Origin of the sequence: Sulfurospirillum sp. SCADC (assembly GCF_000743525.1) — a bacterium.
Classification (GTDB): domain Bacteria; phylum Campylobacterota; class Campylobacteria; order Campylobacterales; family Sulfurospirillaceae; genus Sulfurospirillum.
Genome location: NZ_JQGK01000005.1, coordinates 43,185 through 65,473 on the forward strand (window position 1 = coordinate 43,185; position 22,289 = coordinate 65,473).

Annotated in this window: 24 protein-coding genes and 1 CRISPR repeat array (1 of these 25 only partly in view); of the genes, 8 read left to right on the top strand and 16 right to left on the bottom strand. The window is 41.6% G+C overall.

Annotation, left to right across the window (positions count from 1 at the left end; genetic code table 11):
* A CRISPR array of direct repeats spans positions 1-968; the repeat unit is 36 nt; unit sequence GTTATAGCCCCCCATCTCACTCGGTTTTGCTATAAT; it begins 192 nt to the left of the window's first position.
* A 56-nt stretch (positions 969-1,024) separates the two neighbouring features.
* From cas2 to JU57_RS04405, 4 genes are all read right to left on the bottom strand, one after another.
* A complete protein-coding gene (gene cas2, locus JU57_RS04390) occupies positions 1,025-1,330 on the bottom strand; it encodes a CRISPR-associated endonuclease Cas2 (protein WP_037957464.1) in 306 nt (101 codons plus the stop codon).
* A 14-nt stretch (positions 1,331-1,344) separates the two neighbouring features.
* Positions 1,345-2,238 carry a type II CRISPR-associated endonuclease Cas1 gene (gene cas1 / locus JU57_RS04395; protein WP_037957466.1) on the bottom strand — a complete coding sequence of 298 codons (894 nt, stop codon included), beginning with the start codon at positions 2,236-2,238 and terminating at the stop codon, positions 1,345-1,347.
* Positions 2,239-2,284: 46 nt separating this feature from the next.
* The gene (gene cas9 / locus JU57_RS04400) at positions 2,285-5,431 is read right to left on the bottom strand and encodes a type II CRISPR RNA-guided endonuclease Cas9 (RefSeq protein ID WP_037957468.1); all 3,147 of its coding nucleotides are present in this window, start codon (positions 5,429-5,431) and stop codon (positions 2,285-2,287) included.
* A 395-nt stretch (positions 5,432-5,826) separates the two neighbouring features.
* Positions 5,827-6,186: a response regulator gene (locus JU57_RS04405; protein ID WP_037957472.1), complete on the bottom strand. Its 360-nt coding sequence runs from the start codon at positions 6,184-6,186 to the stop codon at positions 5,827-5,829.
* 81 nt (positions 6,187-6,267) lie between these two features.
* On the opposite strand from JU57_RS04405, the gene JU57_RS04410 reads away from it, so the two are divergent.
* The 4 genes from JU57_RS04410 to JU57_RS04425 all read left to right on the top strand — a co-directional run bounded on the left by JU57_RS04410 (position 6,268) and on the right by JU57_RS04425 (position 9,146).
* On the top strand, positions 6,268-7,251 hold the full coding sequence (locus JU57_RS04410; RefSeq protein ID WP_349678292.1) for a DNA adenine methylase: 984 nt from the start codon (positions 6,268-6,270) through the stop codon (positions 7,249-7,251).
* 183 nt (positions 7,252-7,434) lie between these two features.
* A complete protein-coding gene (locus tag JU57_RS04415; protein WP_037957475.1) occupies positions 7,435-8,523 on the top strand; it encodes a transglutaminase family protein in 1,089 nt (362 codons plus the stop codon).
* A 3-nt stretch (positions 8,524-8,526) separates the two neighbouring features.
* Positions 8,527-8,859 (top strand): mercuric transporter MerT family protein, encoded by a 333-nt coding sequence (locus JU57_RS04420; RefSeq protein ID WP_037957477.1) that lies wholly within the window; start codon positions 8,527-8,529, stop codon positions 8,857-8,859.
* Positions 8,856-9,146, top strand: coding sequence for a heavy metal-associated domain-containing protein (locus tag JU57_RS04425; protein WP_037957479.1), 291 nt, complete (start codon positions 8,856-8,858; stop codon positions 9,144-9,146). The genes JU57_RS04420 and JU57_RS04425 overlap by 4 nt, the downstream gene beginning before the upstream one ends.
* Positions 9,147-9,198: 52 nt before the next feature.
* On the opposite strand, the gene JU57_RS04430 is transcribed toward JU57_RS04425, so the two are convergent.
* Together JU57_RS04430 and JU57_RS04435 are read right to left on the bottom strand one after the other, a co-directional pair.
* Positions 9,199-9,828 carry a BRCT domain-containing protein gene (locus tag JU57_RS04430; RefSeq protein ID WP_051906581.1) on the bottom strand — a complete coding sequence of 210 codons (630 nt, stop codon included), beginning with the start codon at positions 9,826-9,828 and terminating at the stop codon, positions 9,199-9,201.
* Positions 9,825-10,223 (bottom strand): hypothetical protein, encoded by a 399-nt coding sequence (locus tag JU57_RS04435; RefSeq protein ID WP_051906583.1) that lies wholly within the window; start codon positions 10,221-10,223, stop codon positions 9,825-9,827. The genes JU57_RS04430 and JU57_RS04435 overlap by 4 nt, the downstream gene beginning before the upstream one ends.
* Positions 10,224-10,426: 203 nt before the next feature.
* Here JU57_RS04435 and JU57_RS04440 point away from each other — a divergent pair, with 203 nt between their 5' ends.
* Positions 10,427-11,053, top strand: a complete 627-nt coding sequence (locus JU57_RS04440; RefSeq protein ID WP_051906585.1) for a LysE family translocator — start codon at positions 10,427-10,429, stop codon at positions 11,051-11,053.
* A 43-nt stretch (positions 11,054-11,096) separates the two neighbouring features.
* On the top strand, positions 11,097-11,630 hold the full coding sequence (locus tag JU57_RS04445) for a hypothetical protein (protein ID WP_037957481.1): 534 nt from the start codon (positions 11,097-11,099) through the stop codon (positions 11,628-11,630).
* Between the two features lie 44 nt (positions 11,631-11,674).
* Here the strand turns inward: JU57_RS04445 and JU57_RS04450 are convergent, their stop codons facing one another.
* The 6 genes from JU57_RS04450 to JU57_RS04475 form a co-directional block, all read right to left on the bottom strand.
* A complete protein-coding gene (locus JU57_RS04450) occupies positions 11,675-13,459 on the bottom strand; it encodes a DEAD/DEAH box helicase (RefSeq protein WP_037957483.1) in 1,785 nt (594 codons plus the stop codon).
* 247 nt (positions 13,460-13,706) lie between these two features.
* Entirely contained in the window at positions 13,707-14,318 is a 612-nt protein-coding gene (locus JU57_RS04455) for a DJ-1/PfpI family protein (protein ID WP_037957487.1), read from the bottom strand.
* Positions 14,319-14,328: 10 nt separating this feature from the next.
* A complete protein-coding gene (locus JU57_RS04460; protein ID WP_037957489.1) occupies positions 14,329-15,558 on the bottom strand; it encodes an ArsS family sensor histidine kinase in 1,230 nt (409 codons plus the stop codon).
* Positions 15,555-16,235 carry a response regulator transcription factor gene (locus tag JU57_RS04465; protein ID WP_037957491.1) on the bottom strand — a complete coding sequence of 227 codons (681 nt, stop codon included), beginning with the start codon at positions 16,233-16,235 and terminating at the stop codon, positions 15,555-15,557. Before JU57_RS04465 ends, JU57_RS04460 begins: the two co-directional genes overlap by 4 nt.
* A gap of 37 nt (positions 16,236-16,272) precedes the next feature.
* Positions 16,273-17,409 carry a PAS domain S-box protein gene (locus tag JU57_RS04470; protein ID WP_037957493.1) on the bottom strand — a complete coding sequence of 379 codons (1,137 nt, stop codon included), beginning with the start codon at positions 17,407-17,409 and terminating at the stop codon, positions 16,273-16,275.
* A gap of 62 nt (positions 17,410-17,471) precedes the next feature.
* On the bottom strand, positions 17,472-18,191 hold the full coding sequence (locus JU57_RS04475) for a thioredoxin domain-containing protein (protein WP_037957494.1): 720 nt from the start codon (positions 18,189-18,191) through the stop codon (positions 17,472-17,474).
* Between the two features lie 94 nt (positions 18,192-18,285).
* On the opposite strand from JU57_RS04475, the gene JU57_RS04480 reads away from it, so the two are divergent.
* Positions 18,286-18,492, top strand: coding sequence for a hypothetical protein (locus JU57_RS04480; protein ID WP_037957496.1), 207 nt, complete (start codon positions 18,286-18,288; stop codon positions 18,490-18,492).
* 27 nt (positions 18,493-18,519) lie between these two features.
* Positions 18,520-19,479 carry an HD domain-containing protein gene (locus JU57_RS14010; protein WP_294875875.1) on the top strand — a complete coding sequence of 320 codons (960 nt, stop codon included), beginning with the start codon at positions 18,520-18,522 and terminating at the stop codon, positions 19,477-19,479.
* A 39-nt stretch (positions 19,480-19,518) separates the two neighbouring features.
* On the opposite strand, the gene JU57_RS04490 is transcribed toward JU57_RS14010, so the two are convergent.
* The 4 genes from JU57_RS04490 to JU57_RS04505 are packed head-to-tail and all read right to left on the bottom strand — an operon-like array spanning position 19,519 to position 22,266.
* A complete protein-coding gene (locus JU57_RS04490) occupies positions 19,519-20,433 on the bottom strand; it encodes a DUF234 domain-containing protein (RefSeq protein ID WP_037957498.1) in 915 nt (304 codons plus the stop codon).
* A gap of 34 nt (positions 20,434-20,467) precedes the next feature.
* Positions 20,468-21,175: a pirin family protein gene (locus tag JU57_RS04495; RefSeq protein ID WP_037957500.1), complete on the bottom strand. Its 708-nt coding sequence runs from the start codon at positions 21,173-21,175 to the stop codon at positions 20,468-20,470.
* Between the two features lie 26 nt (positions 21,176-21,201).
* On the bottom strand, positions 21,202-21,768 hold the full coding sequence (locus JU57_RS04500; protein ID WP_037957503.1) for a YceI family protein: 567 nt from the start codon (positions 21,766-21,768) through the stop codon (positions 21,202-21,204).
* Between the two features lie 42 nt (positions 21,769-21,810).
* A complete protein-coding gene (locus JU57_RS04505; protein ID WP_037957506.1) occupies positions 21,811-22,266 on the bottom strand; it encodes a MarR family transcriptional regulator in 456 nt (151 codons plus the stop codon).
* Positions 22,267-22,289 lie beyond the last annotated feature (23 nt).

A 22,289-nucleotide genomic window follows, 5' to 3' on the forward strand; every position in this document is an offset into this window, starting at 1 on the left:
GAGGTTGTTATAGCCCCCCATCTCACTCGGTTTTGCTATAATTACGGCGATAGCCGTGTGGCTCTTCCATGTGTTATAGCCCCCCATCTCACTCGGTTTTGCTATAATTCTACTATCAACAATTTGTATATCCTTGTTGTTATAGCCCCCCATCTCACTCGGTTTTGCTATAATATAGGGGCAATGCTTTCTTTTGATGATGATGTTATAGCCCCCCCCATCTCACTCGGTTTTGCTATAATAAAGGAAAGAGTCGGTACGTCCAGTGGTATGTTATAGCCCCCCATCTCACTCGGTTTTGCTATAATATACAGAAGATACAGCAATATCCAAAGGAAGTTATAGCCCCCCATCTCACTCGGTTTTGCTATAATAAATCAAACGCTTTATGCGAGTGGTCTTTTGTTATAGCCCCCCATCTCACTCGGTTTTGCTATAATCTTTTTGTCATAGTTTTTTCCTTAGTTTTTGTTATAGCCCCCCATCTCACTCGGTTTTGCTATAATGGCGATGACAACCGTTGACAATATCGTTAAGTTATAGCCCCCCATCTCACTCGGTTTTGCTATAATAGGACAATTTTTTAAAGGTTTACATGTATTGTTATAGCCCCCCATCTCACTCGGTTTTGCTATAATTGTTGCAATACTTCTATTGTTAAAATCTACGTTATAGCCCCCCATCTCACTCGGTTTTGCTATAATTTGCTGATAAGCTTAACGAATTTCATACGGGTTATAGCCCCCCATCTCACTCGGTTTTGCTATAATAAAAATTTTATGGAACGTGCCAAGGTGACAGTTATAGCCCCCCATCTCACTCGGTTTTGCTATAATAAAGACGTTGACAAGATTACGAGCCGTTGCGTTATAGCCCCCCATCTCACTCGGTTTTGCTATAATTGCAGGTGCTTCGCTCCATATTCCTTTTAAGTTATAGCCCCCCATCTCACTCGGTTTTGCTATAATAGACCTCGATAGAACCCCTGAAATTAGGGGTTTTGTTGGGATTTTTCATTTTAAAACTAGAATAAAAGTAGTTGGTTTTTACCTATTTTCTCTTCTTTTTTATCCATTCCTATCAATAATTTCATGCGTTCATACTGTGTATTGGTAACGCTCATCGCTCTGATGTTGCCTTTTGGCGGTAGATTTGTTTCCAAATGTGACATGTATCGCTCGGCTGTATCTTGTCCTTTGCATATACGGCAATACACCGAAAACTGAAGCATGTCATAGCCACTTTTGAGAAGAAATCTGCGAAAGATCGTGTAGTCTTTTCGCTCTTTTTTGGTCGCCGTTGGTAGGTCAAAAAAAACAAGCAGTCGCATAAATCTAGCCTCCGTCATACAAAACTCACAGTCTCAATCAGTGTGGCATCTTTTGCTTTAGTCGCTCGAAGCAAAGACTCCGCACACAGTTCACAGGCATAAGACAAAGTCGTCTCCATTTTTCCAATACGACAGGGTAGTGAGGGAAGTTCAAGCAGTCTTGTTTTATAGTGCATGGGAAGACTTAAAGGAAGTTCTTCGCCATCTTCATCGAGTAACTCTCGTGTTAGTGCATCGACAAAAGGTCGAAAGGGTTCGATGATGTCATCGGCAAGATTAAGCGCATTGAGTTCATTGCAATGATGCAAACCAAAAGCAGGTAAAAATCCCACACCAACTATTGCCCTTGCGACCATGCCACGCAAGATGGCATAGCCATAATTAAGAGCAGAGTTTCGTATGTCTTGCTCATCGATATGGCGGGTAAAATTTTGAAAAAGCATACTCCAATACGCCCTTGCCGCTTGTGCTTCGATGTTTGTGGCATCTCCTGAGGTAATGCGACCTCGAAGGGAGCATAGGTAAGTTATATCATCCCTTGCACTTGGGTCTAGGACTTCGGATTGGTTGGTGATTTTAGCGTGAATGATTTTTTGCCAGCATCGCTTTTTAAAAGGCTCACTCCAAAGCACTTGAAGTCTAGCAACTCCCGCTTGCCTTGAGTGCGCATGAAACGGCAAAATGACACTAGAGGGCAGATGTTTTTCATCGCAAATATAAACCACCGCACTGCTGTTTGCAAGTGCATCAATGAGTGGTGAAGTCAATGTCACATGCCTTGTTTCAACCACGACACAAGCAAGGTCGTTTAAAGGAATGGTGTACTCTTCACCATTGTTCAACACAAGTGAGTTGTGCAAAAGGCTCAATTTGGCAGGTTGGGTAATAAAAAGCGTGCGCCATCCCATTTACTCCCTCCTAAAATCAAGGATGAGAGTAAATCGGCTTATTTTATTATTTTTGGCGTTTTGGGTGTTTTTTGGCTCCTTGTGGTATGGTGCCTAAGAGTTTTTCTCCTTTGACCTCGTGGTAATAACCGAGTGGGTCGATGGTGTATTTTCGTACCGCAATAGCAAATTTAATGCCTTGATCGCACTCGAAATCTTTTTTGGGTACTTTAATATTTTCAGCTTCCCAAAACTCTAAAGTTTCTTGCGAGCAATTACCGATAGCTCTATCTTCTGGTAAACATTTTTTACACATGTCTTTTTGTTGTTTAAAAAGTGTTATGGGAGAGCATACAAATCCATCTATTATGCCATTATGTATGGAGTTTAATATAAAATTTGCACCATTAAGCTGTTTGAAATACCCTAAGAGTTTTTTACTAGGTTTTTTAGGTGTTGCTTTTGTCTCTAATTCAATGAGGTCATTTTTGAATACACTAAAGCAAAAATATTTTTCATCCATTCCCTCAGGATTTGTACCTAAAGATTTATTGGGGACTTCTGCTTTTGTCATATCTGAAAGATAGATAGGAACTACATGATACTTATCATCTTTCTTGTATATATCAACTCTTGGAATTGTGCTTGAGTTGTAAAAATTTTTATCATTTCCGCTAGCGACTTTATCATTTCTAAAAAGCTCAAATTTATCTTCGTCTATAGGAATCCGCCTTCTTTTGTATTTATTTTTTATTGGCTTGATTCTTGGATAAGGTTTAGCGGTTTGTTCATGTGCAGCTCCCGTTACGCTAGCACGAGGTGGTCGGCTGATAAGAAGGCGGTTGAGTGTAATGGTATCTCCCGCTTTTGTTTGGATACTCTCTTGGCGTTCAAGCGTTGTTGCTTGCTCAACAGCTTCTTTAAACTGTTTTATTGGAGTTATTAGAACGGGTTTATCTTTTTCGACTTTTGCTTCTTTTTTGGCAAAATAATCGCTGAGTTTTTTAACCATACCTTGCGTACTAAACGCTATCATGATGGCATCCATCGCATGATGCGTATGCGTTTCACGATTTTTATTATCTAATCCCCATTGATGACGAAGTGTTGAGGTTAGCTTTCCACTACGCACTTGAATACGAAGCTTGTCATCATCGTGTGAGAGTTTCCAGTGATTTTCGCAATAAGTCTTAATGGCTTTTGACATATAACGAGTATCGTTGAGGTTGCGTGAAATAAACTCTTTTCGACTTTGTGGGTCACTAAAATTTTCTTTTATGAGGTAATTTCTTTTTTTCTCCCCTAAAGTAGATTCCATTAAGATATAGCTTTTAAAGGTATCCCAATCTTTTTTTTCATCTTGAAACCACTCAAACGGTGTTCGGTTCTTTTTGTTTTGATTGCATGCACTGTGAACAAGAACTTTATTGACATAGCTGTCGTCTTGGCTTTGACTAAGAGGGAGTATATGGTCTATTTCAGCATAGCCATCTTCAAAAATCATGGGGTAATGTAAATTTTTTTGACAGTAAGGACAAGTGTCTTTTTGTTCACTTCGTAATTTAGATTTTAAGATATTTTTGTAGCTTGGCTTCACACCTTCTTCTACGAGTTTTTCAGTAATTTGACGATGCATTTTTTCGTTTTTGTCTCTGTCTTTTTCCCAGCGCTTTCTATCTTCTTTTGTATTGACTTCTCTCGCAAGTTCAAAATGCACTTTATCGAAACTGCCATATTTTGAGACTAAAGCATTGGCAACTTGGCGAAATTGTGCAAATGCTCGGATGACGGTTGGGTTTAAGATGGCGATGTTTGTCTCTTTGAGAGGTGGTAAAAGGATGGATTTTTCATGAGAAGGTTTTGGCAATAAGTTATTTTCGAATGCATATTGAACTGCTTCATCATACCTTGCATAGCCTTCTATCATGATTTTAGAAATAATTTTTATTGCTTTAAGTGAAAGCTGGTTGAATTGACTAAAAGATAATTTAGCCAATTCGGCAATATGATTGTTATCTATCCAGTCAATATTGACAAGTAAGTTTTTAAGCTTTGTTTCTTTTTGTTCAAATGTTTTATCGTAGGTTAAAATTTTTGCTATCTCGTCTGAAATTTCTGTATTTTTTAAAAAAGTTTCATAGTTCAAACCAAGAATTTTTTTAAATTTTGCATTCCCTACAAGATTTATCCATGTTTTTTCCTCATCGCTTATACTTTTGAACGATATATCTTTTGCAAGATTTAACTCTTTTCGCAGTTGCTTATATTTGAGTGTTTCTTTACTTCTAGCTATTTGAATAAGTTGTTCAATACTTTTTAATTCAATTAGCTTTTTTTCTTGTTTATTTTCATCAATAACAATGGTTGAAAAAATTTTACTTAGTATTACAAACTGTTCGGCTGATGGAGAAGCTTTAGGTGCTCTTTTTTCTCCATCTTGATTTTTGCTTTTGATTTTTGGATAAAAAGTGCAGTAACCAACCATATCTTCGATACTTTGCATCGGTTTGACATAAAAAGCGATGTCGGTATAGGCTTTTTGAAGTTCAGAAGTGGCAAAAGTAGAGCCAAATTTTTGTTGTGTTTCAAAAATGCGTTGAATCTCTTCAACCAAAAAGTCTCTAGGAATTGAAATCTCGTAATCACCGCTTTTATTGCGCTTTTTACCTTGCAAGCCTCTTTCTTTCCAAAGCCATTCACCCACACTTTGGCATCCTGCTTCAAGAAATTTTTTCTTGAGTTCAGCACCTGCTTTTTTGACTTTTCCGCTCTCTTCGTCGCTTTCATCATCGCCTAAAAATTTATATCCCCGATGCTTTGCGATGTGAATCAGCACACGAGCCAGTTCGTCGCCACTTAAAAGATGATAGAGTGCATCATGGCGGAGTTTCCAAACATCGACACGGTTACTTTGGGAGTGAAACATGCCCATTTCTTCATCTAAGAGCGTTTTATCAATGAGTTTATACGTTATAAGAAGATTTTTGATAGTATTCATTCGAACACGCCGTCGTTTAATCACACGGCGAAGCCCTCTTGCGTCTCGCCTAGCTTTATTGGGGCTTTCTTTTTCTTTGGGAGTTTCAGCAGCAGTAAATAATCTTACACCGCAATCAATAATTTTGTTGTTTTCATCGTTATCTTTGTCGTACTCAACCACTGCCCAACCAAGTGAGCTAATCCCTAAATCGATTCCTAAAATTTTCTCAACCATGACGTACCTTTTCATCGTGAATTAAGCAATGTTCATATAGTATCACATTTATAGCACAACCGAGTGAGATCTAAGGGCTATAATAAGGGTTTCTAAGCTTCTCCCGTGAAGCGCTACTCTACGGAGTATCTTCTAAAAAGCTTTTCCTTTTTTCTTCAACTTCCATACATTATTTTTTACATGTAAAGCCTATTTCTGATTTGCTGCTTCGATTTTTTCGGAGATTTGTTGCCACTCTTAAAAAGACTTTTGCTAATTCTGTACATAAATGTAGCTAGATCATATTGCACAGTTTTGCTAGGGGAAGGAAGCTTGGCGTATGGCGAAATTATCTTACATGTAAAGATTCAGAGTGAGCGTTCTCTTTTGCTTTTAGAGGCAAAAGAGAAGGAGTTTTAGCTGACGATCTCTTTGAGTTTTTCTCTTAAAAGAAACGCGGTGAACGGTTTGACGATGTAATTGCTCACACCCTCTTTGATCGCGGTAATGACCTCTTGTTTGCCACCTTCGGTTGTCACCATAATAATCGGTGTTGTTTTATACGCTTCCATAGCGCGCAGTGCTCTTACCAAATGCAGACCGTCCATGCGTGGCATATTCCAGTCTGTCATAATCACATCAAATTTTTGTTCTTTGATTTTTTCAAGTGCATCTAACCCATCTTCGGCTGCGGTGGTTGTGTGGCCTATACTGTTGATGGTATTGCACAGAATTCTGCGCATAGTTGAGCTATCGTCAACAACTAAAAAATGCATATCTCGTCCTTTTAAAAATTCGTCTCTAATGCTTAAGCAAAAAGCGTTCTAGTTTTGATATTATATTGAAAATTTTGGGGAATGCAGGTGAACTACATCGGCTCGAAAGTAAAACTGCTCTCTTTTATCGATGAGCACCTATCGTCTCTTTTAAAAGAAGATGTAGCCCTTAAAATTTTTTGCGATCTTTTTGCAGGGAGCGGTTCGGTTGGGAGCTATTTTGCTCACAAAGGGTGGAGCATTCTTAGCAATGACGTGGAATTTTACAGTTATGTGCTCAACTATGCGCTGCTAAAACCGCCCGAATTATCTGCCATCACTCCCATCATTGACGCCTTAAATGCACTGCCTTTACGCAAAGGGCTGATGTATGAGCACTACTGTTTGGAAAGTGGCAGTGGACGGAACTATTTTAGCGCTGAAAATGCTCAAAAAATCGATGCGGTGCGCCAAGGCATTGAAGCGTATAAGCGTGATGAGCCACTGTATATTTACCTCTTAGCCTCACTGCTGCACAGCGCTGACAAAGTTGCGAACACCGCTTCTATTTACAGTGCGTATCTCAAACATCTCAAGCCTTTGGCGTGCGAAAAACTGCATCTGCATGCGTTTCCCACACGTGCATCGCACGCTAATCATCAGGTTTTTTGCGAAGATGCCAATGGGCTTATTTCCACGCTTACAGGCGATATTCTCTACCTCGATCCGCCGTACAACCGTCGTCAATACGGAGCGAATTACCACATCTTAAACACGATAGCGCGGTATGATGCGTTTACGCCCAAGGGAAAAACAGGGGTGAGGGCGTATGAAAGTTCGGCGTATTGTAAGAGTCGAACAGCGCTTTTGGCATTGGAAGATGTTATCCAAAAAGCGCGCTTTTCGTGGATCATTTTAAGCTATAACGATGAGGGGATTATTGATCTTTCTTCGCTATCCAACATGTTGGAGCGCTATGGCAGGTGCGCGTCGTTTCAGATGTCCCATCAGCGTTTTAAAGGGTATCGCAATCAGGAAAATAAAAAAGCATTAAGCGAGTATCTTTATATTCTTGAAAAAATGTAGAGAAAAAACGTCAAAATGCTCTTATTTTATAAGATTTTTTAGAGACTATCTTAAGCAAACTCACTGTACAATCCCTCTAATGCACGACGTCTAAGGCTTAGACAAACATAATCGTAACAACTTCTTTTGTCACTACTTTTATGTTTTTTCCTCTTCGTGCCACTTTACATGTAAGGATTTTTTATGCAAAGAAGAGCGTTTATGAAAGGGTGCATCGCCCTTGGAGCTAGTTCTGTCATCCTCCCTCAGGTTTCGATTTTGGAAGCGAGTGAGCCAAAGGGTAAAACACGTATTTTTTACGTCATAAACCGTTACAATCTCAAACACGAAAATAAAAATGGCTTGACCAAACTTTGGGTTCCACTTCCACAAGAGACCAGTTACCAAAAAGTGAGCGATTTTAAATTTAGCTCAAATGCCACCAATGCGTATGTCACCGACAAAAACAGCTACAAAGCCAGAACGCTTTACGCTGAGTGGAAAAATGGCGGCGAAAAACTCCTCGAAGTAACCTATACGATTACGACGAATGAGCGCAATGCTGATCTCTCAAAAGCTACCGCTTCCACCAAATACCCTAAAGACGTTGCCCACTATCTCAAACCAACCGCACATATCCCAACGAGTGGAAAAGTGAAAGAGTTGGCGCTTAAAATCACAGAAAACAGCAAAACACCCCTCGATAAAGCCAAAGCGATTTACGCATGGGTCACTGAAAATATGTACCGTGACGATGCGGTCATCGGGTGTGGTGTGGGTGATGCGGGCAAGGCGATAGAGCAAAACATTATGGGTGGCAAATGCACCGACATTAGCTCTGTTTTTGTTGCTCTTTTACGAAGTGTCGGCGTGCCTGCGCGTGAGATCTTCGGTATCCGTTTAGGCAGTTCTCGCTACTCCAAAGCATGCGGAAGCAGCGATGAAAAAGGGTTGGCAAAAATCACGGGAGGCGAGCATTGTCGTGCTGAGTTTTATTTGGATGGCGCGGGCTGGGTTCCATGCGATCCTGCCGATGTGGCAAAAGTCATCTTAACCGAAAAAATGACGCTGAATGATCCACTTGTGAAAGGGGTACGTGAGTATTTCTTCGGCAACTGGGAGATGAACTGGATGGGTTACAACACAGCGCGTGATTTTGTGCTTTCCCCAACGCCAGCGCAAAAACCACTCAATATGTTTGGTTATCCGTACGGCGAAGTCAAAGATGAAGTGCTAGACTATTACGCTCCAGCAGCTTTCAGTTATAGCTTTGTCTCTCAAGAAAAACTTTAACGTATGAAAAAAGAGATTCTAAGTTTACTCACAGCACTGCTCTCAGCCTTTGCCGCCACGGCATGTTGTCTGCCTCCACTGCTGTTTTTACTCTTTGGAATCTCTTTTGGATTTTTAAGTTTTTTAGAACTCCTCACCCCGTTTCGCATACCGCTCTCCCTTTTATCGCTTTTTGTTTTGTGGCTTTCATGGCGCTCTTACGCGCATCACACCTTTACATGTAATCCTCAAAAGAAAAAGTACTATGTGTGGTTTTACTCGATTATTCTAGGGTTGATTGTCGTGATATTGCTCTATCCTGAATGGGCAAATTTTTTTATTGAGGATGCAGAATGAAAAAATGGTTGATACTCCTTTTACCGTTGATGCTGTTCGCAAAAGAAGAAGTGGTCATAAAAGTAGCACGAATGCACTGTCCATTATGTACAACGGTGGTCAAAAAAGCACTCAAAAGCGTTGAAGGTGTTGAGTCATCTAAAGTGACGTTAGAGACGAAATTAGCGGTCGTCATTGCCAAAGATGGCATTGACGATAAGGCGTTTTTAGAAGCGGTGAAAACGACGGGATATGAGGGTGTGGTTGTGTCTCGTCATCGTTTGAAAGAACAGGCTAATTTTTATTGAATTGGGCAACGAAAAATTAAAAGCTTATTTAAAATAGTCCGTACCCTTTATCTCATAAAAATTTAGCCCAATGGCTCTCACATACTATAGAGATACCAGTCTCTTTATTATCACGATATTCTACGGCTTTTTCAATTTTTCGTCCATAGCTTGAATGTGCCCAGTCTTTACTTCCAATATCACCTATGACAAGATAGTCGGTATCTTTTTTAACAATGTCATGAATAATACCTCCTAACTCTTTTACAAGTTCTTCAAGGATTTTTCTTGCACCAGTTGTAAATACTCCCGTAAATACAAAAGATGATCCACTAAAAACAATAGTTGGAAATGGTACACATAAAGGCAACGTACTACTCATGCTTTCTGTATCATCGCCTATAATCTCACCGCCTGTAAGTTTGACCATTATTTCTAAAAGTTCTTGCTTTTCTTCATCGTCGAACACATCATCACTGAGCATAATAGATACTCGATCATAAATGATGTTAAATGGATATGATTGTGAAAATTCTCTATTTGATTCAACCCATGAGAGAAGGTATTCGGCTTCTTTTTTGTTTATATTACCATCAGCCATAATTCCACGGCAAATGCCTATAAGCTCGTCTACTTTTCTATCGCTTGTATCTTTAGCTCTTATAGCCCTAGAAGCTAATTGATTTTGGTCGTCTTTTTTCATGCTTCATTCTTATATTTATTTTGGTCGAAAGTGAAGATAGTTGTCATGCCTGTCGCGCTACATGTAATGGTTTTACCTTCATCTCTTAACTCATCAATATCTAAGTCTTTACCTTTAAGTCCTTGAAGTTTTGCAAGATAAACTATTGCACCATGCTTAGGCTTTATATTTTTTAGTCTACGTTCGTACCCACCTTTAAAACCAAGAGGAGGGAGTTCACCATTTTTAGCTTTATTTGCTAATTCAGGATTGTTAATTGCAAGTTCTCTTCCAAGTTCCCACGCAATTATTAACCCTTTATCGTCGCCATTCCATCGTTTATCGAAATCAGGTTTATTTCTTATGGGCTCATTTATTGATTGGTAAACATTAATTTTTTGAGAGAATAAATTCACGTTGTGCCTTCTCCTCTATCTCTATTTTCTCTTTACAAGTAAAGAATTTAAGGAAAGCTTAGCAAAAAAATTCTTTAAAATTACCTCTCATACTTTTCTTATGTCCTTGTGCACGTTTGCATGCTAAAATTGCATTATCCAAAAATACTCAAGTGAATGAAGTGGATGCAGCGTTCAATCTTCTTTACATGTAAAGGCAAATCATGGGTGAATACTCTTTTCTTTTAGGGATAGTGACGGTGTTTATATTGGGGACGATGAGTCCGGGACCTAGTTTTATTTTAACCGCCAAAACGGCTGTTTCAAAGTCTCGCAAAGAGGGTTTTGGGGTCGCTATTGGTTTAGGATTGGGTGCTGTTGTCTTTTCGCTTTTAGCCATTTTTGGGCTCTATGCTATTTTGAAAACGGTGCCTTTTTTGTACGGCTTTTTAAAAATAGTAGGAGGCATGTACCTTGTCTATTTAGCCTATAAAATGTGGAAATATGCCGATACACCTTTAGATACCAAGCTAAATTTGGAGCAAAAACCAAAGAGTTTTACCAAGGCGATTTTACTCGGTTTAGCAACACAGATGAGCAATCCAAAAACTGCCATCATCATCGGAAGTATTTTTGCAGCACTTCTTCCCCAAGAGATACCGCCTTTTGGAACACTTTTAGTCTGCCTCATCGCATTTATCATCGATGTTTCATGGTACTCGTGCGTTGTAGGGCTGTTATCGACACAAAAAGCCCAAAAGGTTTATTTGCGTTCTAAAAAGTACATCGATAAAATTGCAGGAAGTGTACTGGGTGCTTTAGGTCTTAAGTTAGCGTTGGATAGGGCGTAGGTTACGGTACAATACTCCGTAAATTTACCATACAAGGCTTTATATGAAGAAGATATTACTGGGTTTATTGGTTCTTCTTGTCGCTGCTGCGGGAGTGCTGTTTTTTTTGAAAGGTAAAGATACGTATGAGAGCAATATCTCCTCTGCGTCACTTACGGATGGGCTGAATGTTGGCTCAACGATCACTTACACGCTTTTTGATCAATTTGGTAAATCGCATACGTTGGATGATTCGATTCATACGCTCATTTTGGTCTTTGCGAAAGATACAGGACATGTCGTTAAAGCGTATCTTGGAATGCAAAGTGCGGATTATTTGAACGTTCATCATGTGGCGTTTGTAGCGGACATCAGTCCGATGCCGGTGGTGATACGCAATACCTTTGCACTTCCCGATCTTAAAACACAGCCCTACAGTGTCAATCTCATTTTGGATGGAACAATCGCAGCGTCTTTGAAAAATGGGGCAAAAGTGGATGGCATTACGGTGGTGACACTCAAGAATAAACAGGTCGAAAAAGTGGAGTATGCGGAAGGTGTTGAAGCACTTAAAGCGATGATTGAGCGAGAAAAATAAAAGGGGTGAGATGGCGTGAGTATCTCACGCCACCCTCTTAAAAATTAGTCTTTTTTGTAAGCGTTACGAGGAGCGGCTTTTGGAGCGCGACCTGCGTCACTGCGTGGAGCGGCTGGTCTGTCGGCTCTTGGAGCGCGTGGCGGTCTGCTGTCTCCACTGTCACGGGTACCTTTGTATCCGCCACCTTCACGTGGAGCTGAACTGCTTCCCTCTTTTGCAAAAGGGCTACGCTCGCCTCTGCTATCACTTCTAGGAACGCCGTCGCCTCTTGGAGGACGTGCATCTCTGCTTCCGCCATCACGTGGGTTTGAACCTTTGTATCCGCCGCCATCTCGTGAGCCGCTGCTAGAGTTGCCTCTGTATCCGCCACCTTCACGTGAACCGCCAGAGTTTCCTCTATAACCGCCGCCACTGCTTCTACCATCACGTGAGCCACCTCTGTAACCGCCACGTCCGCCACGGCTGTTATCACGCTCTTCGATATTTTTAACAACATTTTCCAATGTTTTTTTATCTAAACCGATTTTATCTGGACCGACTGGAGTATTCTCTTTTAAAAGGTTAGAGAGAAGTTTCAGTGCGATTTGCGACATATCCATCTCTTCTTCTAAAATAGCAAGCAATTTTGTAGCATTTTCATTGAGCTCTGCATTTTTAATATCTTCAGCAATTTTGATCAGTTTGTTCTCTTTGACGTCTCGTAAACTTGGAACAATTCGGTGCTCGATTTTAGAACCCACTTTTTTACCGATTCTTTGCATTGAGTGAAATTCGATAGGCGTTACCAATGTAATCGCAGTCCCTTTTTTACCCGCACGTCCTGTTCTACCAATACGGTGAACATAACTCTCTGGATCAAATGGCATATGGTAGTTGAAAACATGGCTGATGTCAGCAACGTTTAGACCACGTGCTGCAACATCCGTTGCTACAAGGATTTCGATTTGTGAACTACGGAACGCTTTAATAACGCTCTCACGTTGATTTTGCTCCATATCGCCGTGCAAACCTTTTGCTGCGTAACCGACTGCCATCAGTTGAGTAGAAAGTCTGTCAACCTCTTTTTTAGTACGGCAGAAGACGATGGATTTCTCAGGCTCAAGCGCGTCCAAAAGACGAATCATCGCATCGTCTCTCTCGTATTCGTTGATGACGTAGTAAAGTTGTTCGATGTCATCATTCGTCGTGTGATCTTTTGGCGTGACACTGACAAATTTTGGATCATTTAAAATTTTGCTTGCAAGACGTTTGATGGGATCTGGCATTGTTGCTGAGAAAAGGAGGGTTTGACGCTCTTTGGGAAGGTAAGTAAAGATCTCTTCGATGTCTTCTAAGAAGCCCATATCTAGCATCTCATCGGCTTCGTCCAAAACAACCATTTTAGGTGAAAAGCCTGGAAGTCTGCCGTTTTTAAGAAGATCAAGCATACGACCCGGAGTTGCAACGATAACGCTCGCACCTTTTTCGATCAAGCCAATTTGACGTGAATAAGAGCTACCACCGTAAATCGTTACGGTTTTAACACCACGAAAACGACCGAGTGAGTAAAGCTCATCGCTGACTTGGGTTGCAAGTTCACGTGTGGGTGTAATGACTAAAAGTTGTACTTTGTTTTGGTGTGGGTCGATCATACTCATGGTAGAAAGACCAAATGCAGCCGTTTTACCCGTACCTGTTTGTGCTTGTGCAACGATGTCGTTACCGGCTAAAACTAAAGGGATTGATTCTGCTTGGACGGGACTTGGTTCTGTAAAGCCAGCTTCTACGACGGCTTTAAGGATCTCTGGGTGTAAGCCAAATGTTTCAAATGTGATTGTGTTGTTTTCCATGTGTTTTCCATGTGTTTGATTTTTTCAAAACAATACTAACGTGCGCTCGGCACAAAACTCATGTACATAAAAATTTTAATGGGGAATAAACCCGTCAATATCGTATGCAAAAACCTACATACTCACTGAGGATTTCTCAAATCTGGTAGGTTTTAGGTGAAGTTCTTTTTTAATGAAGTTCTGAAATTGTGGTCATTATAGTGGAATTAGATTAAAACAATATTAAGGTTTGGAAGTGGTTTGGTGTTTATCCACTGTTTTGCGTCCAGTCAAACTCCATTTGTTTGGCAGTTTGAAGTGCAAGTTCTCGCCCCATCAGACGCTCCACCAGATGTAAACTCATGTCGATGCCAGCCGAAATGCCTGCGGAGGTGACGATGGAATTTTCATCGACCCAGCGCATTTTTTCTTTTACATGTAAGGTTGGAAACAGGGTACGAAGATCGTCAATGTCTTCCCAGTGCGTTGTCGAAGATTTACCTTCTAACAGTCCTGCTTTTGCGAGCAAAAAAGCCCCCGTGCAGATGGACGCAGTGATGGTGGTGAACGTTGAAGTACTTTTGATCCATGCGATCACATCGTTATCTTCCATCTCTTTGGTGACCACGCCACCCGGAATGAGCAAAAGATCGGGCGTGGGATGCGATGTCATCGAATAATCAGGATGGAGTTTAAGTCCGGCTCTAGCGTAAATGGATTGTTTCGTTTTGCCGATGGTGAAGACCTCAAAAGGCGGATGGGCGAGAGATGAAGCCGTTTTATTAAAGACGCGTGACGCGGTTGTAAAAACTTCATAGGGCCCAGCAAAATCAAGCACTTCCACATTGTCAAAGATAAAAATCCCCACTGAATATGCCATCAAATTTCCTTTACATGTAAATCGTAAAACAGTTCATGCCTGCTTCGTGTTTGTAATCAAGTCGCATGCCATGTAGGCGAATGACGTGCCAGGTGATAAAGAGTCCAAACCCAAGACCGCGTGAGCTTTTTTGCTTTTTGCCCTCAAGAAAGTAGGGCTCGGCGTAGCGATCAATGGGAAACTCTAACGCAGGCGCATGGTTGGAAATGGTAATGGTTTTAAGATCATTGCAAAGGGTGACGTGGTGGTCGTCCGAGTAGTTGATGCCATTGTCCAAAAGGTTTTTCAGTGCCACACCAAAAAGCTCAAAATCCACCTCCAATTCCATCGGCATCAGTTTACATGTAATGCTTTCGCGTTTGTCATCTAAGATGTCAAGCGCAAAGTCCACCACGTCTTCAATATGATAACGATTGATTTCCAACTTGAGTTCATCGGCACTCAGTTTTTCAATGCGCGAAAACTCTTCCAAAAGCGCTTCTTGACGGTTGAAGACATTTTGCAAGATCCTCGCATAAGCGGTATCTTCGATCATTTCAGCGGCGAGTTTCCCTTTGGTAATGGGCGTTTTGAGCTCGTGCATGATGTTGCGCAAAAAGAGCTGTCTGGAGTCTCGAAGCGACTTGATCTTGAAAACGGCACTGTCAAATTCATTGGCAAGGGCGGCGATTTCGTCTTTTTTACTGCTTTTACATGTAATGTCATAATCCCCATTGGCAAAGTGTTTGATCTTCTCTCTGAGGGTTTTAAGTGGCAAAATGCTTCGAATAATGCCAATGTATAAAAAGATGACAAACGCAAGGCTGATAAGAGGCAAGATGAGGCGGGGCATCATCTCTTTTTTTAAAGGCGTTTCAAAGACGATGGGAGGCGCGTCACGTGAGAGTAAAATCGTATAAATGTGCATACGGTATGGCACCGAATCGATCATAAAATGAAACCGCTCTTCCATGCGTTTTATCGGAAAAGGTTTGGGTGGACGTGGGCGTTCGAGAATTTTTTGTTTGAGCGCCTCATCGGTAATCAGTTTAAACCCGATCTCTTCCATCTTGTCAAAGTCAATCGCTTTTGTGGAACGATCAAACGAAGAGCGTAAGGCAACGCGCGAGTAGTCAAACATCGTTTGAAGCTCCCTGTTGGTTTCATACTGTGCAATGGAGACAAAGATCGCCGTGATGCCAAACAACGAGAGGGCAAAAATGAGCGAAATACGCGTGATGATGGAGTGGTACCACCTCATGCTTGAAGCCTGTACCCAATACCTCTGACCGAATGAATGAGTTTTGGCTCTTTAGAACTTTCGCCTAATTTGGTGCGAATACGGCTGATAAGCACGTCAAGGCTTCGGCTTTCATTCTCTTCATTGAGACTCAGCGCACTGTTAAGCAGCTCCGTTCGAGAGACCACACAGTTGTTTTTTTTGATGAGGTGCGTGAGCACGTCGTATTCAGCAGGGGTTAGCGTAAGCGGTGTGCCTTGAAAAAAGATGGTATGGCTCTCCTCTTTGAGAATCAGTGTTGAATGACTCGTCTCTTCGCTCACTGTGTTGCTTTTTTTGTAGCGTCTAAGGACACTAATGATGCGCGCGTAAAGTTCTTTGGGCTCATACGGTTTTGGTAAATAGTCATCTGCCCCAAGTTCCAAGCCTACGATTTTATCTTCCAAATCGCTTCGCGCAGAGGAGATGATGATAGGAATGTCACTTTTAGCGCGCACTTCTTTGCAGATCTCTAGACCATCCATACCGGGCAAAGAGAGGTCTAAAATGAGCAGATCGTATTTGGTAAGGCTGAGCGCACTGATGCCAAGATAGGGGTCATCGTAATTGGTAACGGTGATGTTATAGCGTTTCAAAAAACTGCATAAGATTTCGGCAAGTTCGACATCATCCTCGATCATTATGAGGTTTGGTTGCATGGTGTATCCTGAAAATTTGTCTTAAACAATCATACCTCTACTCTTTGAACGGTTTGTTAATGCAAAATCCACAGAGCAATTTCTCATTTTCTTCATCAATGGTAAATTTATAGAGATGAAAAGGCGTGTTCAACCCTTCTGCTGTGGGAAGGATAATATCGTGCTCAAGGACGCCTTCATAAAGGCTCAAACGATCCGTCTCTGCAATATCGGCGGCTGTTTTTTCGTTGAAAAGGCTCAGAGCTGTTTTGTTTTTCCATGTTTTAAAGCCTAAGAATTTTTGGTAGGCTTGGTTCATGTACAGATACGCTCCGTGTGCATTTTTAATAAAACAGAGTGCTGGAATATGTTCCACAAAAGCGATAAAGCGTTCGTGTTCCGCGCGTTCTAAAACCTCTTCAATTTTACGGTTGCTGATGTCTCGAATGGTACCCACCATACGAATGGGCTGCTCATTTTTGCCGACAATCACCTTGCCTCGGACATTGACCCAGCGCAGAGGATCGCTCCCACGCACGCGGTGATCGACCACAAACAGATCGCTTTTAGCATCCAAATGTGCTTTGAGGCGTTCATTGACCAGCGCCATATCTTTGGAGTGGACTAAATTGAGCCATGAAGAGAGGGTGGAGGGGTGATCTTTGGCTTCATAGCCCATGAGTTGCTTCCATTTTGAAGAGTAAAAAATGGTTTCGCTTTTAATATCCCAATCCCACAGTGCCTCATCGCTTCCCTCAAGGGCGAGTTCTAAACGCTCTTTTTGCTGCATCAACAAGGCTTTGCTTTTATGCCAATGCGCAATATCCACAATCATCGCTACAAAATCACCCGTTGCGCTTAGAAGTGGCGCTGTGTAGATCAGCGTTTGCTTGGTGATGCCATTGTCAAATTGAAGCTCCATCGCGTGTTCGCCGTTTTTTGGAAGGGTGCTTAAAAGCTCGGCATTCTCTTTGCTCATCGTTCCAAAAGCGTGCGTAAAAGCTTTATTGGTGAACCATTGCGCATTTTTTTTGTAGAGAATGGGCAGAGGCATGGCTTGAAATGTCTCTGCTTCTTGCTGAGGGGGTTGCTTGGGTGTTTGAGCGCATGATTGGAGTTTTTGAAGGCGAAAGTAGAGTGTTAAGGAGATAACTCCTAAAAAAGCGATGATGGCAGAAAGGATTATTTGTGACATACCAACCTCTTTGAGATGGAGTTGATCCCGCCCTTAAGAGCGGGATACAAAGGCGGTGAGAGTTACTTTAAAAGCTCTTTCTCTTTTACGATAAATGGAACACCTTTGATGCCAGCACCAAAGTATTTTAGCTTTAGCTCATCAATATGCGCGACATCTGCGTCGCTGACTTTTTGATCAAATTTGACGTTTTCATCGTAGTATTTTTTCAAGATTTTGATCTTCTCTGCATCGGTTTTGACTTTGGCTGTTTCATTGTAAATGACCACTGATTTTTCAAGAGAACTGCGCTCATGCACCGGTGTAAAAATCAACTTAAGGTTGTTGGTCGCAAGGCGTTGCTCGATTTGGGCAAGCTCTTGACGACAGTAAGGACACTCAGGATCGGTGAAGACGACTAAGGTCTCTTTTTTAGGGTCATTGCCCAAAGAGATCACATTTTTCTTCTCCTCTTTTTTGTAGATTGCTGAGAGTTTTTTCTGAAGCTCTGCCATCTCCATCATCTCTTTGATGCTTCCACCTTGTTTGATACTGATGACATCAGGGAAGATGAGGTCATCTTTGGTGAAGATGCTCAGTTTTTGTGAACGTGTTCCATCGCTAAGACTCAGGGTCACGAAATCCATACCATCAATGCCTTCAACGGCTTTACGAGAGACGATTTCAATGGTGATGTTGGGAACTTGCACGGTTGATTTGAAGTGTTCAACAATTTGTGCGTCGGTTGCTGCAAAAAGAGTGGTTGAGAAAAGTGCAACAAGCGTTAAAAGATATTTTTTCATTCATTTTCCTTGTAAGTTGCAGAAACTAATCTGCATGAAATGTAAGGTATTATACAATAAAACCAATCATAGTTTGTTAATCAAAGGTCAATGAATGCTAGAGAATGCCGATAAAATGGCACTTATACACGAGATAGAACTGCTTATAGAATCCGACCCAAATGCACCCATTTCTTCATTTTCAATGCTAGAGTTCTTGGAATTGGACGATTTGGTTTCGATGCGCGACGCACTTATACGCTCCAAAGCGAACCGTTCAGCGGAGAATGAGAAGTGGTTTGATGAGCTGTGTAAAAAGTAAAACATCATTTACATGTAAAGGTTTATAATGCGTGAAAAATGGGCGTATTTAAATGACATTGAGGGCTGCGAGGTCGTAGCCCTTTACACCCTTCACAATTTGCTTGAGATCGCGTATCTCAAAGAGGGTAAACAGCAAAGCCTGACGATCAATTTTCATGTCGCAGGCGGTGCGATGGGATATGTGGAGTGTTTTGAGTTTGATTCGATCCCGCTTCCGCCTGCAAAAGAGCGCCATCATTGTGAGCTTCAAACGATTTTACATGTAAACCTTTATGGAAGCGATAACGGTTGGGAATGTTACGAAGAGCTTGAGTTGGTCTGTGAAAAAGCGAATTATCTTCTTTATTTTAGCGACGGCGAGGTCTACGCTACCATCGTAAAAGATCGCGCACCAAGCTTTCCCAAATTTCCTCATGTGGAAGCAAGCTTACCCAAAGAGCTTTTTAGCGTGGATTTTTTCAAAGAAAACCTCGCCTTTGCCTTTTGTGCGCACGGTGAACAAAAGACGCCACACGGGTTGCCTTACTCGATGCACCTTTTAAGTGTCACCGCCGAAGTGATCAATGCTTTAGCGTGTGAACCCCTCAGCTACGATGAAGCCAATGTGGCGATAGCGTGCGCCCTTTTGCACGATGTGAACGAAGATACGATCACCAAAATTACCAAAGAGAGCCCTTTAGCTGGCAATAAAGAGGTGATCGCTAAAGGCGTTTTAGCACTCACGAAAGATAAAAGTTTACCCTCCAAAGAGGCGCAAATGCGCGATAGCTTAGAGAGACTCAAACAGCGTCAAAACTGCGTCGCAATGGTCAAACTGGCTGACCGCATCACCAATCTTGGCGAGCCTCCCAAGCAGTGGGATGCCGCGAAAAAAAGAGTGTACCTAGAAGAAGCCAAGGTGATTTTGCGAGAACTTGGCTATGCGCATCGCTATCTCGCCACGAAATTAAGCGAAAAAATTGAGGCGTATGCGCTTTACATGTAAAAGCGTTATAGCATTCAAATGGGAGATATTTCTCACTTGTTAGTATTTTTTTCCCTCACATGGGATCAACTCTTTCTCACCAATTGCTTCCACGAGCGGTTTCAAACTTTTCAGCGTAAAGAGTTTAAGATCATCCCCCTTTAATGTTTTCAGTTCGGAACTAAAACCACTTTTGCTAAACAGAACAAACATATCAGGCTCAAGTTCCGCTTTGGCACACTGCTCTTTGAGTTTAGAAAGTTCGGTTTTTTTCACTTTGGTGTTGGTGTATTTGCAACTTCCTGCGATCAGTTTGTCCGATTTGGTCTTGGCTAAAATATCAATTTCTGCGTTTTTATCCCAATAGCTTCCTATCTCCATGATCGGGTCGTCCGTCAAACTTTTTTTCAACAATTCTTGGGAGAGTTTTTCAAAAATAAGATCGTTAAAGCCTTGTTCGCGGTTGGTAAACGCTTTTTCGACTTCGCTAAAATCATTCTCTTTGATGGTTTTGTAAAAAGGGGAGACAAAGGCAAACCAAAAGCGCATAAAGGGACTCATGAAGTTCAGTTTATCGGAGTTGTCATCCTCTTCGCGAACGGGGCGTTCAAGAGAATATTCCAGCTCAACGATCTCACTGCGCAACAGTGCATGAAGCGCTTCATTGCCTTCTTCGCGACTCAAACGCGCTTTTTTGTACGAAGAGTAAACGCGACGATCACCCGTAGCACAGGCAAAAAGCAGTGCGTGGCTCTGTTTATTGCTGTAGGTCAGTTTGGTGATGTCGGCATGAATGTAGGTATAGTTTTTTAAAATTTTCGCCGCAATGAGTTCAAAAAGAGGTTTGGTGGTATCGATATTCCAACTGGTTCCTCCAAAAACGCTGAAGTATTCGATGGCAATTTCAAGATCGGTGAGCTTGTTTTGAAGGTAAAATGAGCGGAATTGCTCTAAAAGGGTAGGGTGTTTTGGCATAAAAAATGACCTTTTTTATGCCATTATACACGAATTAGTGCATCAAAATATCAAACAGTAAAATCCAAGAGGGTTTCAACGCTTTGATCTCATAGGCTTTTTCTTCGGTGATCTGCACTTCATCGCGTGTTTCAAAGCTCACACCATCGATTTCTATTTTGCCTTCGACAACGAGTACGAGTTTACCACGATTGGGGGAAGAGGGCGCTAAGGAAATGATTTTACCCTCATCCAATTCGGTCGTTAGAATGAATGCCTCTTGTTTGATCGCAATGGAGTTATTTCTGCCATCGGGTGAAACGAGGGTGACCCATTGATTGCTCTTGGTGACATCTCTAAAATCACGTTGATTGTAAAGGGGTTTTCCACCTTTTTGGTTTGGGTGTATCCAGATTTGAAATAAGGCAGTGGTCTCCTCTTTTGATGCAAATTCGGAGTGATACACCCCTTCGCCTGCACTCATGTATTGAATTTCACCGGCATGCACTTCGCCGTGATTGCCAAACGAATCTTTGTGAATCAGCACCCCTTGGGTCACGATGGAGATGATCTCCATATCGCGGTGTGGGTGCATCCCAAAGCCTTCGCCTTTTTCGATGATGTCATCGTTAATGACACGCAGTGCACCAAATCCCATGCGTGTTGGATTGTAATATTCGGCAAATGAAAAACTAAAATGGCTATGAAGCCAACTATGCTCTGCAACGCCTCTTTGGTTGGCTCTATGAATGGTAAATGACATGATTGGTTCCTTTACATGTAAAGCTATTATTTTTGTAAAATACCCTCTAAGGCTACGTCGATTTTAACCTCTTCACCTACGATCACGCCGCCAGTCTCAAGGGCTTTATTCCATGAAATACCAAAATCCGTACGATTGATTTTACCCGTCAGTCCAAGTCCTACACGTTTGTTGCCGTAAAGATCCGTTGCTGCGCCACCATTCTCAAAAGCTAAGACAACGGGTTTGGTTACACCTTTCATGGTGAGTTTGCCATACGCTTTGTCGCCTTTAACTTCATCCAGAACAAAGGTAATCGTTGGATACTTTGCAACATCGAAAAGATCAGCGGAGCGTAAGTGATCGTCTCTGTCTTTAATACCTGTATCGATGGTGGCGGCTTGAATCGTTCCGTTTAAAGATTGAAGCGTTTTGGTTGCTTCATCGTATACAAAATTGCCGCTAAATGTTGCAAAATTTCCTTTAACCGTTGAGATCATCGCGTGTTTAACACTAAAATCTGCGCTTGAATGCGTAGAATCAACGCTGTAGTTTCCAGCAAAGAGGGCAGTTCCTGCCAACAAGGATGTTGCGAGTAATGTTTTCATTTTCATGATGGTTCCTTTTTTACTAATGAGTAGTATTTGAGTAAAAAATTATTGCGCTTTTTGCAATTTTCGTAACAGGTCATACAATGTGACCAACTCTTCATCGCTTAACACGTCAAAATAGCTTTGCAGATTGCTTGCATGTTGGGGGAACATACCGCCGATAAGCGCACGTCCACTCTCCGTAATGCTCACAATGCGTACACGGCTATCTTCAGAGCAGGGCAGTGTTTGTATTAACCCATCTCTGAGGAGATTTTTCACAACCACGGTGACATTGCCAGGCGTGCTCTCGATCAATTTGGTGATCGCACCTATTTGCAAATCGCCACGATGGTAAAGGACTTCTAAGATTTCAAATTGATTCATGCTGAGGCCAGAGGCATTGATGTATTTCAACTCCTTGGCACGGATTTTTTGAAATGCGCGTAAGATTTGAATCCATGTTTGCATACTTCTATCGGTGCGTTCACCATAACTTTTAACGTTTGATCTCAGTTTCATCTTTTCCTTCCTTTGGCAAAATT